This window comes from Sandaracinus amylolyticus (assembly GCF_000737325.1).
Taxonomy (GTDB): Bacteria; Myxococcota_A; Polyangia; order Polyangiales; family Sandaracinaceae; genus Sandaracinus; species Sandaracinus amylolyticus.
Genome location: NZ_CP011125.1, coordinates 2,842,611 through 2,859,267, shown reverse-complemented (window position 1 = coordinate 2,859,267; position 16,657 = coordinate 2,842,611). Strand labels below are relative to the sequence as shown.

Genomic DNA, 16,657 nt, shown 5'->3' with positions numbered 1-16,657 from the left:
CTCACCGCCGCGAATGTTTGCTGGTTCGCGGGCTCACCAAGAGACGGCCGAGGCTCGAGCGCATGACCAAGAAGACGGCTTCGAAGAGCTCCCCCAAGCCCGCCGCGCGTGCGCCTCGCACCTCGAGTGGTCAATCGACGGCGCGTCAACCCGCGAAGAGCGCGGCGAGCAAGAGCGCAGCGACGACGAAGCCGAGCGCTGCGAGCAAGAGCGCGGCGACCAAGGCGAGCGCGAAGAAGCCCTCGGCGCGCGCTGCTACCGCGCCGCCGCCGCCGCCGCCCAAGGCTGCGCCGACCGTCGAGGAGAGCACGAGCGCGAGCACGGCCGGAGGGATCTCGTCGACGGGCGGGATCGCAGCGCCGAGCGCGGTCGCAGCGTCCGCTGCAGCGCAGGGCGGGGGTGGCGGCGCGGGTGAGCTCGCGGATCGCATCCTCGAGGCGAGCGACGCGGCGTCGGTGGCGGCGCACGCGGAGCACCTCACGAGCGACAAGCCGACGACCGCGACCGCGGCGGCGCGCATCCTCGACGAGCTGCTCGCGAAGAAGCCCGAGATGCTCGTGCCCACCATCGACAAGCTGGTCGTCGTGATCACGTCGGGGCCGAAGCGCTCGGTGCAGACCGCCGCGGCGGCGCTACCGGTGATGGCGCGGCTCGCGCCGGCGCGCGTGGCGCGTCACCTGCCGACGCTGACCGATCGCTTCGCGGAGGCGTCGGACATCGGCAAGGACGGTCTGGTGTCGACGTTCGCGGCGCTGTGCACGGCATCGGTCGCGTACCAGAAGCGGCTCGAGCCGGTGCTCGAGCTCGCGCTGTCGAGCGCGGATCCCAAGACGCTGCAGCGCTGGACCGAGATCGTGCTGCCGTCGCTCAAGGGCGAGCCGCACGCGCGCGCACGCGCGGTCGTCGAGGATCGCCTGAACCACATCCCGCGCCCGCAGGCGCAGCCGATCGCGACGTTCCTCGGGATCAAGCTGCGCCCCGCCGCGATGCGCTGAGATGACCGACGCGAGCGCGGTCGAGCTCGTCGTGCTCGCGCTGGTCGGGCTCGTCGCGGGCTGGATCAACACGGTCGCGGGCGCGGGCTCGCTGCTGCTGCTCCCGGCGCTGATCTTCACCGGGCTCGACGCGAGCGCGGCGAACGCGACGAACCGGCTCGGGATCCTCGCGACGACGATCGCCGCGGTGGTCGGCTATCGACGCGCCGGGCTCTCGGTCGGGCGCAACGAGCTCGTGCTCACCGGCGCGGCGATGGTGGGCGGCGGGATCGGCTCGTTCATCGCGACGCTGCTCGCGCCGGAGCAGATGCAGATCGCGATCGTGGTCGCGATGGGCGTCATGCTGGTGCTCTCGCTGATCCCGACGAAGAAGAAGCCGGTCGAGGGCGAGGCGCCTCCGGCCGCGGCGAAGCTCCCCGCGCCGACGGCGGGGATGATCGCGGCGTTCGTCGCGATCGGGACCTACGGCGGGTTCCTGCAGGCCGGCGTGGGGATCGTCGCGCTGCTGTACCTCTCGATCGCGCACGGCGTGTCGCTGGTCGCGTCGAACGTCGTGAAGAGCACGGTGACGCTCGCGCTGACGGTGATCGCGATCGCGGTGTTCGCGGCGCGCGGCGAGACCATCGACGTGGTGCGCGGCGGCGTGCTCGCGGTGACCAGCGCGATCGGCGGGCTCGTGGGGGCGCGCGCGACGGTGGCGCTCGGGGATCGCTTCGTGCGCGTCACGGTCGTGATCGCGGTCGTCGCGAGCATGATCAAGCTCGTCCACGACATGATCTGATTCGCGTTGCCCAGCCCGGCACAGCCGCACCGTGAACGGCCGTGCATCTCGCGCAGGGGACGTGGAAAACCATGATTTTGTGCCGCGGCCCACGTTCTGCTACGTGGTCGATCATGCTTCGATCGCGCGCGTCTCTCGTGGCTCTGCTGGCGCTCCTGATCACATCGGCATGCGGTGGCGGCGGGGGCCGCACCGCGACGACCACGACGATCGGCGACGACGACGACGCGCGCACCGGGACGCCCGAGGGGTGGCCGCGCGTGCTCGTGGTCACGCCGGGCTCGGGGCCCGCGCTCTTCCTCGGGCCCGAGGACGACTCGCCGGCGATCGGATACCTGTCGACCGGCACGCGCGTGCGGCTCGACGGTCCGGTGCGCAACGGGCGGGTGCCGGTGACGGTCTCGGGCGGGCTCTCGGCGCGCGGGTGGATGCCGCTCGGGCGCGTGGGCGCGTACACGACGCAGCGCGGGCGCATCGAGGGCACGCCGACGTACGTCGGCATCGGTGATCTCGTCAGCATCGTCGAGAAGACCGAGAACGGGTTCCGCGTGCAGATCGCGCCGTGGCTCGGTCGCGCGGAGAACGATCGGCTCGGGCCGTGGACGGCGGAGCTGCCCGCCGACTGGCTGAGCGACACGCGCCCCGAGGGCGGCGACAGCGGGCTGAACCCCGGCGAGAACCGCATCGTCGCGGCCGGTCAGGAAGTGCCGATCTACGACCGCCCCGACGGGCGCGTGATCGCGTCGCTGCCGATCTCCGACCCGCCGCACGGCGTGGTCGTGCTGCGCGAGCGCGAGGGCTGGGGCGGCGTGCGCGCGGGCGTGGGCCCGTTCGTCGTGGGCTACATCCAGACCGCGCAGCTGCAGCCCGCCGAGGGGCCGCCGAGCGCGACGTACACCGCGCCCGGTCCGAACGATCAGGGCGTGCCGGCGCGCATCGCGAACGAGGAGGGACGCCTCTATCGCGTGGGGGAGGGCACGCGGATCCGCTTCCTCGATCGCGTGATCGCGCGCCTTCGCGGGCAGGGCTGGGCGCGCGAGCTCGGGCCGATCGACGACGAGCGCGTGGACGTGTACGTCGCGGTCGACGACGCGAGCGCGGTGCGCGGCGTGGTGCGCCGCAGCGATCTCACGCCGCTCGACGGAGCTGCGCCTGCGGAGAGCGGTGCGGACGAGGGTGGCTCGGACGAGCTCGGTGACGAATGAGATGAGGCCGCGGCTCGAGACGAAGCGCCTCGTGCTGCGGCTCGCGGAGCCGCTCGAGGCGCACCTCGTGGTCGACTACCTCGATCGCAACCGCGCGCACCTCGCGCGGTGGGAGCCCGATCCTCCGCCCGGCTTCTACACCGAGGCGTACTGGCGCGAGCGCATCCACCAGCTCCGTCGCGAGGAGGACGAGGGGCGCCTCGTGCGTGTGCACATGTTCGAGCGCGGCGCGCGCGATGCGCGGGTGGTGGGCACGATCGGGCTCTCGAACATCGTCCGCGGCGCGTTCCACAACGCGCACCTCGGGTTCGGTCTCGACGGCGCGCTCGAGGGGCACGGCTACATGCGCGAGGCGCTCGAGGCGATGATCGAGTACGCGTTCGGGCCGCTCGAGCTGCACCGGCTCGAAGCGAACCACCAGCCGCACAACCTGCGAAGCGCAGGCCTCCTGCGACGGCTGGGGTTCGTGCCGACCGGATACGCGCGCGACTACCTGCACATCGACGGCACGTGGCGCGACCACGTGCAGACCGCGCTGATCAACGATCGTTGGAGGAAGAGCTCGCGTTCTTCGTGACCGCCGCGGCCTGACGCTTCGCCGCGCCGCGCGTCATGACGAAGTGCGCGATGCCGGGCGCGTGCTGGCCGAGCGCGGCGCCGAGCTTTCCGTGGCCGGTGAAGACGTGCTCGCGCTTGCGGGCGCGGATGGCGCGCAGCATCTCGCGCGCGGCGCGGTCGGCGGGCCACATCAGGTTCTTCGGGCGCTTGTCGACGCGCGCGGGATCGTGGCGGCCCTGGTTGTCGACCTGCGCGATCTCGCTCTCGACGAAGCCGGGGTGCACGAGCGTGCACGAGACGCCGGTGCCGTCGAGCTCGATCGAGAGCGTCTGGCCGATCGCGCGCAGCGCGTACTTCGACGCGGTGTACGCGGCCATGCGCGGCGTCGGGAGCAGCGCGGAGACGCTTCCGACCAGCGCGATGCGGCCCTGGGTGCGCTCGAGGTGCGGGAGCGCGTGGCGCGCGGTCATCGCGGCACCGATGACGTTCGTGTCGAGCTGACGGCGCCAGTCCTCGGCGCTGAGATCGCGCACCGCGCCCGCCACCGAGAAGCCCGCGTTCGCGATCGCGAGATCGAGCCGACCGAGCTCGCGCACGATGCTCGACGACGCGATCACGACGTCGCTCTCTTCCGTCACGTCGCACGGCACCGCGAGCGCGCGACCGCCGGCCGCTTCGACCTCGCGCGCGACCTCCTCGAGCCGTTGCTGCCGCCGGCCCGAGACCGCGACGATCGCGCCTTGCCTGCCGAGCTCGATCGCGAGGGCGCGCCCGATGCCGCTGCCCGCGCCCGTGATCCACGCGACCTGATCCTGCCAGTGCTTCGTCATGCGCCGCCTCGTGTGGTTGGCGCTCACTACCACGATCTCCGGCGCCGCCGAAGCGGCGCTCACTCCGCGAAGATGCGCGCGACCGGCACGATGGTGATGCGCTCGCGCGGGACGCCGATGCGCAGCTCCTGCACCACGCGATCCTGCTCGAGCACCTCGGGCGGCACGGTGCGACCCGGGTACTCGATGGGCGAAGGCTGCTCGCTCGCGATGCGATCCGCGAGCGCCGACGCATCGGGCGCGACGATCGCGATCTGCAGGCGCGCGGGATCGATGTGCCGGCGGATCACGGCGTTCACCTGCTCCGGCGTGAGCTCGGCCCACGCCGCGCGCAGACGCTCGAGCCACGGACGATCGACGCCGTAGAACGCGTCGTCGATCGCGTACCCGAGGCGGCGGCTCTCGGTCTGCAGGAAGAGCGCGTAGTAGCCGTCGAGGTAGCTGCGGATGCGATCGAGCTCGGCCTGATCGAGCCCGTTCTCCACGAAATTGCGGAGCTCCGCGATCGCGAGGCGCATCCCGAAGTGCGCCTGCTCGGGGCGCAGCGGGCGCAGCCAGATCGAGAAGTACTGCTGGCGTCGCGCGATGTTGGGGAGCGGGAAGACGCCCCACCCTTCTTGCTCGAAGTGCTCGGGATACGCGTAGTCGCCGTAGTTCATGCCGCGGCGCTCGCGGATGGACTGCATCAAGCGGCCGACGAACTGGCGGTGCTGGCCCAGCCACGCGACCGCGAGCACGAGCGCGGGATAGTCCTCGTCGTCGCGCTCGACGTCGATCGGCATGCCCATCGAGACCGCGACCGAGCTCGCCTGCGGCTTGTCGACGATCCAGATGCGCGACTCGCTCGCGCGCGGCTCGGGCAGCGCGCTGCGACCGACGCACGCTTCGCTCGTGAGCTGACCGACGTCGCGCGCCAGACGCGCCGCGAAGCCGTCGGGGTATCCACCCGCGACGCCGATCGTCGCGCGACCGCCGCAGAGCACGCGCGCGCGCTGCGCGCGCACGTCGTCGAGCGTGAGGCGGCCGAGCGCGCGCTCGGTGCCGAGCTCGGGGTGCCCGAAGGGATGGCCCTCGTAGAGCATCGCCTGCAGCGTCTCCTTGCCGAGCGCCTCGTCGTCGTTGCCGCGCAGCTCGAGCGTGAGCGCGGAGAGCATCTGCTGCTTCACGCGCTCGAAGTCCTCCGCGCTCATCTGCGGGCGCAGGAGCACGTCGCGGAAGATCTCGTAGAACGCGTCGAGGTGATCGCGGTGCACGCGACCGACGAACACGGTCTGCTCGCGATCGACCTGCGCGCCGAGCTGCGCGGCCATCGGGTAGAGCGCGTCGACGATCTGCGCGTAGCTGCGATCGCCCGCGCCGCCCTCGCTCATCAGCGTCGCGGCGAGCGCGGTCACGCCCTCGCGGCCCGTCGGATCGGCGCCCGAGCCGGCCTCGAACACCACGCGCACCGTGACGATCGGGGACTCGCTGCGCTGCTCCAGCAGCACCGGCGCGTCGCGCAGCGGCTCGGTCGGGAGCTCGGCGACTGTCACGCCCTCGGCCGTCTCGGGCTCGGGCATCGGCGGATATTCCGGCGCCGGGCCGGCGCTGCCGCCGCATCCCGCGAGCGCGGCGATGCACAGCATCGAGATCGTCCTCTTCACTGCGCACCTCCTTCACGCGCCACGATCGCCGCGGGCGAGAGCGTCGCGACGTAGCGGCGCTCCGGCACCAGGTACGTGCGCGCGACGCGCGCGACGTCCTCGGGCGTCACGTGCTCGAGCGCGCGCAGGTAGTCGTCGATCGCCTCGATGCGCCCGCCGACCGCGAGCATGCCCGCAATGAAATTCGCGACCGAGCTCGGCGTCTCGAGGCCCATCGCGAGCGCGTAACGCAGATGCTGCTGGACCGCGCGCACGCGCTCCGCGGGGATCTCGCCCGCCGCGATGCGCGTCATCTCGGCCTGCATCGCGTCGATGATCGGATCGAACGACTGCCCCGGCGTGAGCGACGCCGTCACCACGAAGAGCCCGGGATCCCGCGTGTGCTCGCCCGCCCACGACGCGAGCTCGAGCACGCTCTGGTCCTGCACGACGAGCCGCTGGTAGAGCGGCGACGACTCGTCGAACGCGAGGTCGTGCACGATCTGTAGCGCCGCGGTCTCGCGGAGCGAGGCGTCGCGGCGACGTGCATCCGTCGACTCGAACGCGGGGATGCGCCAGCCCACGAACATGCGCGGCGGCGTCGCGCCGGCCCACGGCAGATCACGACGCGCGCCCTGCGTCGGCTCGGGCTCGGTCGGGATGCGCGGGCGATCACGACGTCCGCGCCACACGCCGTACTGCTCGCGGATCTTCGCCATCAGCGCCGCGCGATCACCGAAGTCGCCGACGATGATCAGCGTCGTGTTGTCGGGGGTGTAGTAGCGCCGGAAGAACTGCCGCGCGTACTCGTAGCGCGTCGGCATCGCCTCGATGTCGCGCAGGTACCCGATCGTCGTGTGCCCGTACGTGTGGCGCGTGAACGCCATCTCGCTGAGTGACTCCCAGAGCGGCTGCGAGGGATTGCTCGACCAGACCTGGTACTCGCCGCGCACCGCGCCCGCCTCGGTGCGGAACACGTTCTCGTCGTACGAGAGGCGCTGGAAGCGATCGGCCTCGAGCTCGATCACCGTGGGCAGCGCGCGCGTGGGCGCGGTGATCGTGTAGCAGGTGTAGTCCTGCGAGGTGAACGCGTTGTTGTCCGCGCCGAAGCCCTGCAGCGTGCGCTCGTACTCGTGCTGCGAGTGACGCTCGGTGCCGCGGAACATCATGTGCTCGAAGAAGTGCGCGAAGCCGCTGTGACCTTCTTCGACCTCGTCGCGCGAGCCGACGCGCACCATCGAGAAGTACGCGACGATCCCCGGGCTCGGCCACTGCACCGTGACGACGCTGAGGCCGTTCGGAAGGCGCTCGACCTCCGGGCGATTCGGGAAGATCGCGTCGCTCGGTCGTGGCGCTTCCGAGGGTGGCGGCGAGCGCCGCGCTGCACGCTCGGGAGAAGCCGGGCGCTCCTGGGCCGCCGCGATCACCGTCGTCAGGGCGATCGCGATCAGCGCGAAGAGAGACATGCGTGCTCGCGTCATCGGTTCACTCGCTCGTGGTGAGGAGGCTCGGGAGGTAATCGGCGGGCGCGGCGAAGCCGAGCAGGTGCAGCACGGTCGCCGCGACGTTCGCGAGGCCGGCGTTCTTCATCGTCTCGTCGAAGCGCAGCTCCGGCGCGCTCGGCGCGTAGAGACAGCACGGCACCGGGTTGAGCGTGTGGCTCGTCTTCGCCTTCGGGCGGCCGTGCTCGTCGCGCTGGATCGCGCCCGTCTTCTTGTCGCGCTCGTACATCTCGTCGGCGTTGCCGTGATCCGCGGTGATCAGCAGCGCGCCCTGCAGCTCCTTGATGACCGGGAGCAATCGACCGATCTGCAGATCGACCGACTCGACCGCGACGATCGCGGGCTCGCGCACGCCGGTGTGACCGACCATGTCGCCGTTCGCCCAGTTCAGGCGCGCGTGGCGATGCTTGCCGGTGCGCAGCTGATCGATGAGCTGGTCGGTGATCTCGGCGGCCTTCATCCACGGCCGCTCCTCGAACGGGCGCGTGTCGCTCGGCACCTCGATCCACGTCTCGCCCGCGAGCGCCTCGCTGCGGTTGCCGTTCCAGAAGTACGTCACGTGGCCGAACTTCTGGGTCTCGCTGATCGCGAGCTGCGTGACGCCGTTCGCCGCGAGGTGCTCGGAGAGCGTGCGCTCGATCTCCGGCGGCGGGACGAGGAAGTGCGCGGGCAGCTTCAGGTCGCCGTCGTACTGCATCATCCCGGCGAAGAAGACGTCGGGCTTCGCGCCGCGATCGAATTTCGTGAACGTCGCTTCCTCGAACGCGCGCGAGATCTCGACCGCGCGATCGCCGCGGAAGTTGAAGAGGATCACCGCCGCGCCGTCCTCGATGCGACCCACGGGCTCGCCGTCGTCGCCGACGATCACGAAGCCGGGCAGGTTTTGATCGATCACGCCGGGCGTCTCGGCGCGCAGTGTCTCGACGGCGTCGCCGAGCGAGCGGAAGCCGCGGCCCTCGCCGCGCACGTGGTGCTTCCAGCCGCGCTCGACCATCGGCCAGTCGGCCTCGTAGCGATCCATCGTGACCTTCATGCGGCCACCGCCGGACGCGACGCGATAGTCCTTGCCGCTCGTGCGGATCTCCGCGAGCACCTTCTCGAGCATCTCGACGTACGTGAGCGCGCTCGTCTCGGGCACGTCGCGCCCGTCGAGCAGCGCGTGCACGCGGACGTTCTGCACGCCCTCCTGCGCGGCGCGACGGATCAGCGCGAAGAGATGCTCGATGTGCGAGTGGACGTTGCCGTCGCTCAGCAGACCCAGGAAGTGCAGCGGCTGTCCCGTCTGCTTCACGCGCGCGATCGCGCTGCGCCACGCGTCGCCCTCGAACAGCTTGCCGCTCTCGATCGCGGCGTTGACGAGCTTCGCGCCCTGATCGAACACGCGCCCCGCGCCGAGCGCGTTGTGCCCGACCTCGCTGTTGCCCATGTCGTCGTCGCTCGGCAGCCCGACCGCGGTGCCGTGCGCGCGCAGCAAACGGAACGGGGCCTCGGCGATGAGCCAGTCGAGGCTCGGCGTGCGCGCGAGGTGCACCGCGTCGCCGTCGTCGCGCGCGCCGATGCCGACGCCGTCCATCACGGCGACGACGACCGGGCCCTTCACACCGGGGAAGTGGGGATGACGCGCGAGCTGGAGGGACTTGGGTGCCGGAGACATGGGCGCGAGATCTAGCGCCTCCGTGCGGCGAGCAAAACCGCCGGTCGCGCGAAAAGACGAAGGGCGCAACGAGCCCCCGACGTTCGGTCGGGGCTCGCTGCGCCCTCGCCCAGGATCAGAAGCCGACTTCGAGCCCGAGCGTCAGGTCGATGTTGAACAGGAACTCGGGCACCTGGAACATGAAGTCGGGGTTCACGAAGATCCCGACGTTCCGCGTGAATCGATACCCGATGTTCGTGCCGACGTGGAAGCCGCCGAGGCCCGACTGCCCGTACGGCGCGCTCGGCCCGTTGTTCGGCACCGCGACCTGGATCTGACCCGCGCTGCCGCCGAGGTGCACCGAGACGCTCGGCCCCGAGTCCTGCCCTTCGTCGAACACGCGGAAGTGGACGCGCGCGCCGACGAGCATGAACGACAGCGTGCCGAGCCCGGAGATCGGCTGGAACCGCGCGAACGCCGACACGCCGAGCCAGTCGAGGAAGTAGTAGCCGACCTCGAGGCGCAGCTGCAGGTTCGCGACGAGCCCGGGGTCGCGCACGAACAGGCACGCCTCGTTGCCGAACCCCTGATCGTCGCGCGAGCCGCCGCACACGGTCTCGGTGCCGCCGGTGCCCGCGGCCACGTCGGGGCGCGAGTCGGGCGTCGACGACTCGAACGATCCCGAGACCGGCACGTAGCCGTTGCCGCCCCAGAACCCGGCGTCGTACGAGTAGTTCGCGTCGCCGTAGCTCGGCCAGTTCTCGATCTCCTGGACCGGCCCGCGCGCGAACTCGATGCAGTCCGCGTCGCCCGGCGCGCACGGCACGCGATCCGCGCGCATGCCCTGCTGCACGTACGACATGCCGAGGCCACCGCCGATGCGCGCGAAGAAGCGCGGCGCGCCGCTGCCTCCGCCACCACCACCGCCGCCACCGCCGCCGTCCGAAGGCGCGCAGAGATCGTCCTCGCAATTGCCGCTCGTGCACTGCGAGTCGCTGGTGCACGAGTCACCGAGCGCGCGACCACCGCTGTCGCAGCCCGCCATGCCGGGCGGGCACTCGCTCTCCTGACACTGCGTCGGCGGCGCGCGACCGGGCAGCGCGGGCGCGGGCTGCGAGCGCGACGCGACGATCGGCACCGTGATCGGCGTCGCCTGCGCGCCCGCGAAGCCCACCGGGCTGCCGTCGGTGCCGAACGCGACGACGTAGTACGCGATCTCCGGCTCGAACACGTCGGTGCACGGGATCTCGTAGCCGTAGCCGCCGGCGACGCGCTGCATATCGACGCGCTGGAACTCGCGCATGCCGTGCGCGCGGTAGTAGAGGTAGACGTGCGCGGGGCGCCCCGGGACCTCGATGTAGACGGGCACCGCGGTCTGCGCGAGCTGCTCGGGCACCGGCGCATGCGTGAGGTTGCCGGGCGCGCCTCCGCCGCCTCCGCCACCGCCTTCGCCGCCGCTCGGATCGGGCGGCGGGACCTCGACCTGTCCGCCACCACCACCGCCGCCCGCGCCGGCGCGCTGCCGCGCGAGGGCGAACGTCGTCTGGATGTCCGGCGTGCTCGTGAGCGGATCGAGCTGGACGTTGGGATCCGCCTGCAGCGCCTGCGTGAAGTAGTTGAGGCCCGCGCCGTTGTCGCCGAGCCCGCCGATCGCGACGACGCCGAGGTTCATGTACGTGCGCGCGAGCGGTGCGCCGGTGACGCGCCCCCGCTGCGCGGCCTGGAGCGCCTGGTTGAGCAGCGTGTTCGCCTGCTCGATCTCCAGGTTGTTGTACGCCTCCATCGCCTGCCGGTTCAGGTCGAGGACCTGCTGCAGCGCGCGCTGCGCGTGGGCTGGAGCGCTGATCGCGAAGACGCTCGCGAGCGCGATCGCGAACGCGATCAGGGGTGAAGGAAGACGAAAAGCTCGCTCGTGCTTCATGGCGTGGTCCATCGAGGCGCAGTGATGATCGCGCAGCGGTCGGCCCTACCCCCGACGCGCGCGGGGAGCATACAGGAAAGTCAAGGTGCCGAACGCGGCCGGGCCCCCGCGTCGGTGCGTCGGAATTCGACGCGTCGGTTCGCCGCGCGACCGTCGGGCGTCGCGTTCGTCTCGATGGGCTGGGTCTCGCCGTAGCCGCGCGCCGTGAGCCGCTCCGCCGCGATTCCCGCGCGGATCAGGTACTCGCGGACCGAGTCCGCGCGCTGCTGCGAGAGCCGCAGGTTGTGCGCGTCGCGACCGCGCGAGTCGGTGTGGCCCTGCACCTCGACGGTGATGTCAGGGAAGTCACGGAGCACCTGCGCGACCGTGTCGAGCAGCGGGAACGAGACCGAGCGGATCACCGCGCGGTTGGTCTCGAAGAAGACCTGCTGGTGGATGACGATGCCTTCGCTCGTGACCTCGACGTCCTGGTAGACGCGCGGACAGCCCTGCTCGGCCTCGATGCCGGGCTCGTTGGGGCAGCGGTCGGTCGCGTCGGGGAAGCGATCGGCGTCGTTGTCGAGATCGGGGCAGCCGTCGGCGTCTTCGAAGCCGTCGTGATCCTCGGGCTCGGTGCGGCAGCGATCGGCGTCGTCGAGGATGCCGTCGAGATCGTCGTCGGGCTCGGGGCAGCCGTCGTCGTCGAGCGTGCCATCGCGATCCTCGGCCTCGAACGGGCAGAGATCGTTCGTGTCGGTGATCGTGTCGCCGTCGGTGTCCTGATCCTCGGGGCAGCCGTCGGCGTCCTCGACGCCGTCGCGATCCTCGGGGTCGTCGGGACACTGATCGTCGGGGTCGAGGATGCCGTCGCCGTCGCGATCGCCGGGCGCGGGCGGCGGCGCTTCTTCCTCGTGCGGCAGGCAGCGCTCGGGCGGGCTCATCCGCAGCGCGGCGCGCGCGTTCGGCTCGGCGAGCGCGAAGTGCTCCTGCGCGCGACCGAGGTTGCCCTGATCGAGCTCGACCTCGGCGAACTCGAGGTGCGCCTGCGCGGTCGCGAGCTCGCGCGGAGCGCAGTTGCGCGCGCCCCGTTGCTCGGCTTGATCGGTGATGTCGCGCGCGCCGCGGATGCGGCCGCGCAGCGCGGCGGTCGCCTGACACGCGGTGAGCGCGGGCAGCGCGACGACGAGCACGAGCGAGGCGAGACGACGCGAGCGGATCACCGAGACGCTTCCTCTCGCGACGCGCGCATGCGGCGCGACGTCTCCTGCTGTGCGAGCTCGCCCATCTCGCGGGCTCGCTCCGCGAACCGGATCGCGTCCTGGTAGTTGCCCTCGTTCGCCTCTTCCGCGGCCTTCTCGAGGTACTCGTGCGCGGTCCAGTACTCGTACGGCGCGTGCTCGGGCGCGCCCGATTGCTCGGCCTGATGCACGGCCGACGACGCCGGCAGGATCTGGAACGTGTAGAGCGACGGCCCGCACGCAGGCAGCAGCGCGCACGCGAGCGCGACGACGAGTGTGCCGGATGCGCGTGGAACGAGTGCGCGTGGACGATCGTCGACTGTGCGCGGCGCGGAAGCAGTCAAAGCGGCAGAACCCCCGAATCCCAGGAGAATTCGGCGCGACGCTACCAAGCGCGGCGACGACGCGTCAACAGCGCCGCGAACGAGACGCGTCAGCCCTGACGGCGCGCGCCGAGCCAGACGCGCGCGAGGAGGAACGCGAGACCGATCGCGACGATCGAGCACATCGCGATCGTGCCGAGGAAGAGCGGCCCCTCGGTGAACGGCACGAGCCCGAAGCTGCCGCGGTACTGCGCGTAGCTGCCGACGACCGCGAGGCGATCGCTCGCGGCGAGCGCGGCGCCGATCCCGAAGAGCAGCGAGAGGCCGATCGTCACGCCCGCGATCGTCTCGCGCTGGGTGCGGACCAGGCCGGCGCCGAGCGCGAACCCGCCCGCGGCGAGCAGCCCCTCGAGCACGAAGCCGACGAGCGCGACCGCGGACGGGATGCGCTGCACGTCGAGCACGTAGAGGAGGAACCAGTCGCCGTGGAACGCGTAGAAGTACGCCGACGCGGGGACCAGCACGAGGAAGTCGAAGATCAGGAACGCCAGCGAGCTGCGCGTGAGCAGCGCGGGGCGAGGACTGATCTTGAGCTCCGTGCGTCCCGCCAGCGCGGCCGCGATCCCGGTCGCGAACGCGAGGAACAGCACCGTCGGCAGCGGCACGCGCCGAGAGTACGGAGAACCCGTCGGAGGGTCAAAGACGAACGTGAGGGGGCTCGGTGGGGAGAGAACGACCGTGCACGAGCACGTGGCACGTGTACGAGTCACGACGTGGTGAGGAGAGTCGCGACCCCCGCGCTCCGCGTCGAGTGCCTCCGCGGAGATCGCGCCTCATCCGCCGCCACGCCGCGTCGTTCGACGTGCACGTGCACGTGTCACGTGCTCGTGCACGGCTGTTCCACCGCTCTCAGATAGGCAACGCCCTCGCCGATCGATACGAAGGGAGCTCACAGCCCCGACAGATCGACCGGGTCCTCGCCCACCGCGCTCACGTGGCGCGACGCCTCGGTCAGCACGTCGATGTCCGCCGCGATGTCCAGCTCGCGACCGCTGATGCTCCCGTGGCATCCGCCGCACAGCTCGTTGAAGCGCGCGCGCGGGATCGACTGGCGGATGCGCTCGCCCGGATAGAACTGCATGTGCTCGCGCTGGTGCATCTCGCCGGTGAAGATCGCGTCCTCGCCGAACACCAGGGGCGCGCCGTCGCGCGACGTCACGCGCAGCTCGATCGACGCACCGCCGCGCACGCGGAAATTCGCCGAGCCGTCCGGCGCGAGATCGACGTGACCGAGCTCGCGCATCGAGCGGTAGAACATGCCGAAGTCGTCGCTGACGACCTCGCCCATGACGTCGCCGAACGCGTCGGCTCCGTCGGGCGGCGCGAGCGCCTCGAGCACGTCGAAGCCGCCGATCTCGCCGGGGATCGGGCGTGACGTCCGACGGTTCGCGAAGAGCAGCGTCGCGAGCATCGGGAAGTCCATCACCGTGATCTCGGCGTCGGTCGCGCCGGGCACGATGCCGGTCGCGCCGTTCACCTCGTCGAGCCGCGAGTGGAAGATCTCGCGCGCCAGGCGCGAGTACACCGCGACCGCCTCGACGTCCGCCGCGCCGGCGCGCCCACCGATCGCGCGCACCGCGCCCGAGTCGGGATCGAGCTCGCAGAGCTCGAAGTCGAAGCCGCCCGCGCGCAGGTCGGTCGCGTCGAGATCACACGACACGAGCACGCGCCCGCTCGGCAGCGGCGCCGGCGAGCGGTACGCGCCGCTTCCACCGTCGAACGCGCCCGGCGCGGGGAAGCGCATCGAGTGGATGTACGCGCGATCGTTCCCGTCGCGGTCGTCCTGATCGGGACCGATCGAGCGGTTCACGATCACGATCGTGCCCGCGCCGTCTGCCGCGTCGATCGGCGCCGCGACCATCGCGAGGTTGCGATCGAGCAGCTCGACGATCTCCGTCGCGCTGCGGAACCCGACGCTCTCGCGCTGCGCGAAGAGCGGGTGGTAGTCGCCGCCGTCGAGGTTCTGGCGTCGCCCCGCGAACTGGTGGAACTCGACCTCGCGCTTCTCGGTCGAGAAGACGAGACGACCGTCGGTCATCAGCGCGGGCTGCAGCTCCTGGTTCAGCAAGAACGTGAGCTGACGGACCGCGCCGCCCCCGTCGACGATGTAGAGGTTCGCGTTGGGTCGCATCGTCGCGGGCGCGCGCGTCGGTCCGGTGCGGCCCGTCGCGCTCGGATCGAGGTTGCCTCGCGTCGACGCGAAGATCAGCCGACCGTCGGCCGCGAACGCGGGATCGAAGTCGTGCACGAGGATCCCGTTCGCCGTCTCGACGCTCGCCGCGACGCCCGGGATCAGCTCGCATCCGCTGCCGTCGACGTTCACCCACCACAGGCGCAGCGGCGTGCTCGCGCTCGTGCGCACCGCGAACGCCACGCGCGTTCCGTCCCACGTCACCGCGGGCCCGCGCACGTCGGCGCTCGCGACCGTGATCCCGCTGCACGAGCCGAGCAGCGATCGCTCCGCGCCGAGCGACACCGCGCCGTCGGCCGCGAACGTCGCGTCGGCCGCCACGAGATCCGCGCCCGGCCGGTACGTGTCGAAGTCGTCGACGCGCCCCACGTCGGTCGGCCGCGAGACCCACACCACCGCGCTCGCGCCGTCGGGCACGATCTCGCCGCGCGTGATGCCGCCCTCGCGCTCGAGCTCCCACCACCGCGCCATCACGCAGTACGCGGGGATCTCGTTCAGATCACCGGCGTCCGCGTCGACGCCCGCGCAGTCGCTCGGGTCCGCGGGGTTCGGCGCGGCTCCGTCGCGACCGAAGTCCTCGAAGAGCGATCCGCCGCGATGGAAGAGGCCCGACGCGCCCGACACCTGCTCCTCGGGGAACAGGTTCTTCGCGACGATGCGGCTCTCGTTCGGCGTGCTCGCCTCGGGCGCGAGCATCTCGCGCGCCATGCGGTAGTTGCGCACCGTCGCGAGCCGACCGAAGTGCCCGCCCGCGCCGCCGCGCAGCCGCAGGTCGTGGAACATCGAGGGCGAGTGGCAATTGAGGAACATGCAGCCCTTGCGCACGAGCACCGGCTGCACGCGGTTCGCGAAGAAGCGGAAGCCCGCCTCGTCGGCGTCCTCGGGGATCCACGGCTGGAGCAGCGCGGGCTGTCGCGTCGCGACCTCCTCGGCCCACGCGCGCAGCGCCTCGTAGCGCGGATCTTCGACCGACCCGAAGACGTTGCCGCCCTCGTGGAACGTGCCGCCGCGCAGCGTCGAGAGCGGACGCCGCAAGAGCTCCGACGTCGACACCGGCGTCGTCACGAACTGGAGCGCGACCCAGTAGTTCCAGCGCAGCTCTTCGTCGTCCTCGCCGCACGAGAGATAGAGATCCGCGACCGTCGTGCCGTGGCAGCTCGAGCCGGCGCACGCCTCGCGCAGCACCGGCTGCACCTCGTCGCGGAAGCGAGCGAACAGCGCGGGATCGACGTCCGCTGCCGCGCGGTCGTAGCCGACCATCTCTCCGGCGCCGTGGCGGCACGGGCCGATGCTCTCGCGGAGCGTCTCGTCGGGCACGCCGCTGCGCTGATGGCCCGACGACGTCCACTGCTGCAGCAGCGCGAAGCCGGTCGTGCCGAGATCGACGGTCGAGCCGCCCGCGTGACGGATGTCGGTCTCGACGCGCACGAAGCGCTCGTCGGGGCGCGCGGGGTCCGGCGGATCGAACGTCTCGACCGAGACCTGCACCGGGTCGCCCGGCTTCATCAGCAGCAGCGGCAGCGGGTACGGCCCGTACGCCGCGAAGAGATCGTCGCGCCGCATCGCCGCGTCGTACGACGTGAGATCGAGGCTGCCCGCGCTGAGGCCCTCGGGCGTGCCGAGGTGGCAGCCGGTGTTCTGTCGCACGCAGCTCGTCGACAAGAGCGGCTGGACGCGCTCGTCGTAGTACGAGCTCTCGGGCAGATCCGGCGGGCCACAGCCGATCGTCGACACGAGCGCCAGGGCGACGACGCACACGGCTGCGTTCTTCGTCCTCATCGAACCTCTCTTGGCTTCGTCGATCTCGCCCGGAGCACGA

Annotated in this window: 13 protein-coding genes; 4 read left to right on the top strand and 9 right to left on the bottom strand. The window is 71.5% G+C overall.

The genetic code is table 11. The annotated features are described in order from the left end of the window. Positions 1-62 precede the first annotated feature (62 nt). The 4 genes from DB32_RS46640 to DB32_RS11920 all read left to right on the top strand — a co-directional run bounded on the left by DB32_RS46640 (position 63) and on the right by DB32_RS11920 (position 3,558). The gene (locus DB32_RS46640; protein WP_157068979.1) at positions 63-995 is read left to right on the top strand and encodes a hypothetical protein; all 933 of its coding nucleotides are present in this window, start codon (positions 63-65) and stop codon (positions 993-995) included. 1 nt (position 996) lies between these two features. After that, complete coding sequence (locus DB32_RS11930; RefSeq protein ID WP_053232552.1) at positions 997-1,776, top strand: sulfite exporter TauE/SafE family protein; 780 nt, start codon at positions 997-999, stop codon at positions 1,774-1,776. A 137-nt stretch (positions 1,777-1,913) separates the two neighbouring features. Continuing rightward, a complete protein-coding gene (locus tag DB32_RS11925; protein WP_157068978.1) occupies positions 1,914-2,981 on the top strand; it encodes a hypothetical protein in 1,068 nt (355 codons plus the stop codon). Position 2,982: 1 nt separating this feature from the next. Beyond that, on the top strand, positions 2,983-3,558 hold the full coding sequence (locus DB32_RS11920) for a GNAT family N-acetyltransferase (RefSeq protein WP_053232550.1): 576 nt from the start codon (positions 2,983-2,985) through the stop codon (positions 3,556-3,558). On the opposite strand, the gene DB32_RS11915 is transcribed toward DB32_RS11920, so the two are convergent. The 9 genes from DB32_RS11915 to DB32_RS11875 all read right to left on the bottom strand — a co-directional run bounded on the left by DB32_RS11915 (position 3,521) and on the right by DB32_RS11875 (position 16,617). Then, positions 3,521-4,369, bottom strand: a complete 849-nt coding sequence (locus DB32_RS11915) for an SDR family NAD(P)-dependent oxidoreductase (protein WP_053232549.1) — start codon at positions 4,367-4,369, stop codon at positions 3,521-3,523. The genes DB32_RS11920 and DB32_RS11915 overlap by 38 nt on opposite strands. A gap of 59 nt (positions 4,370-4,428) precedes the next feature. Then, entirely contained in the window at positions 4,429-6,012 is a 1,584-nt protein-coding gene (locus DB32_RS11910; RefSeq protein ID WP_053232548.1) for a M16 family metallopeptidase, read from the bottom strand. Continuing rightward, positions 6,009-7,457: a M16 family metallopeptidase gene (locus DB32_RS11905; RefSeq protein ID WP_053232547.1), complete on the bottom strand. Its 1,449-nt coding sequence runs from the start codon at positions 7,455-7,457 to the stop codon at positions 6,009-6,011. The genes DB32_RS11910 and DB32_RS11905 overlap by 4 nt, the downstream gene beginning before the upstream one ends. A gap of 19 nt (positions 7,458-7,476) precedes the next feature. After that, complete coding sequence (gene gpmI, locus DB32_RS11900; RefSeq protein ID WP_053232546.1) at positions 7,477-9,147, bottom strand: 2,3-bisphosphoglycerate-independent phosphoglycerate mutase; 1,671 nt, start codon at positions 9,145-9,147, stop codon at positions 7,477-7,479. A 115-nt stretch (positions 9,148-9,262) separates the two neighbouring features. Continuing rightward, on the bottom strand, positions 9,263-11,059 hold the full coding sequence (locus tag DB32_RS11895; protein ID WP_157068977.1) for a hypothetical protein: 1,797 nt from the start codon (positions 11,057-11,059) through the stop codon (positions 9,263-9,265). A 68-nt stretch (positions 11,060-11,127) separates the two neighbouring features. Further along, positions 11,128-12,246, bottom strand: a complete 1,119-nt coding sequence (locus DB32_RS11890) for an OmpA family protein (protein WP_053232544.1) — start codon at positions 12,244-12,246, stop codon at positions 11,128-11,130. Beyond that, entirely contained in the window at positions 12,243-12,608 is a 366-nt protein-coding gene (locus tag DB32_RS46635; RefSeq protein ID WP_053232543.1) for a DUF4398 domain-containing protein, read from the bottom strand. Before DB32_RS46635 ends, DB32_RS11890 begins: the two co-directional genes overlap by 4 nt. Positions 12,609-12,697: 89 nt before the next feature. After that, the gene (locus tag DB32_RS46630; protein WP_053232542.1) at positions 12,698-13,252 is read right to left on the bottom strand and encodes a hypothetical protein; all 555 of its coding nucleotides are present in this window, start codon (positions 13,250-13,252) and stop codon (positions 12,698-12,700) included. Between the two features lie 284 nt (positions 13,253-13,536). Beyond that, positions 13,537-16,617, bottom strand: a complete 3,081-nt coding sequence (locus DB32_RS11875) for a TolB family protein (protein WP_157068976.1) — start codon at positions 16,615-16,617, stop codon at positions 13,537-13,539. Between the last annotated feature and the right edge of the window lie 40 nt (positions 16,618-16,657).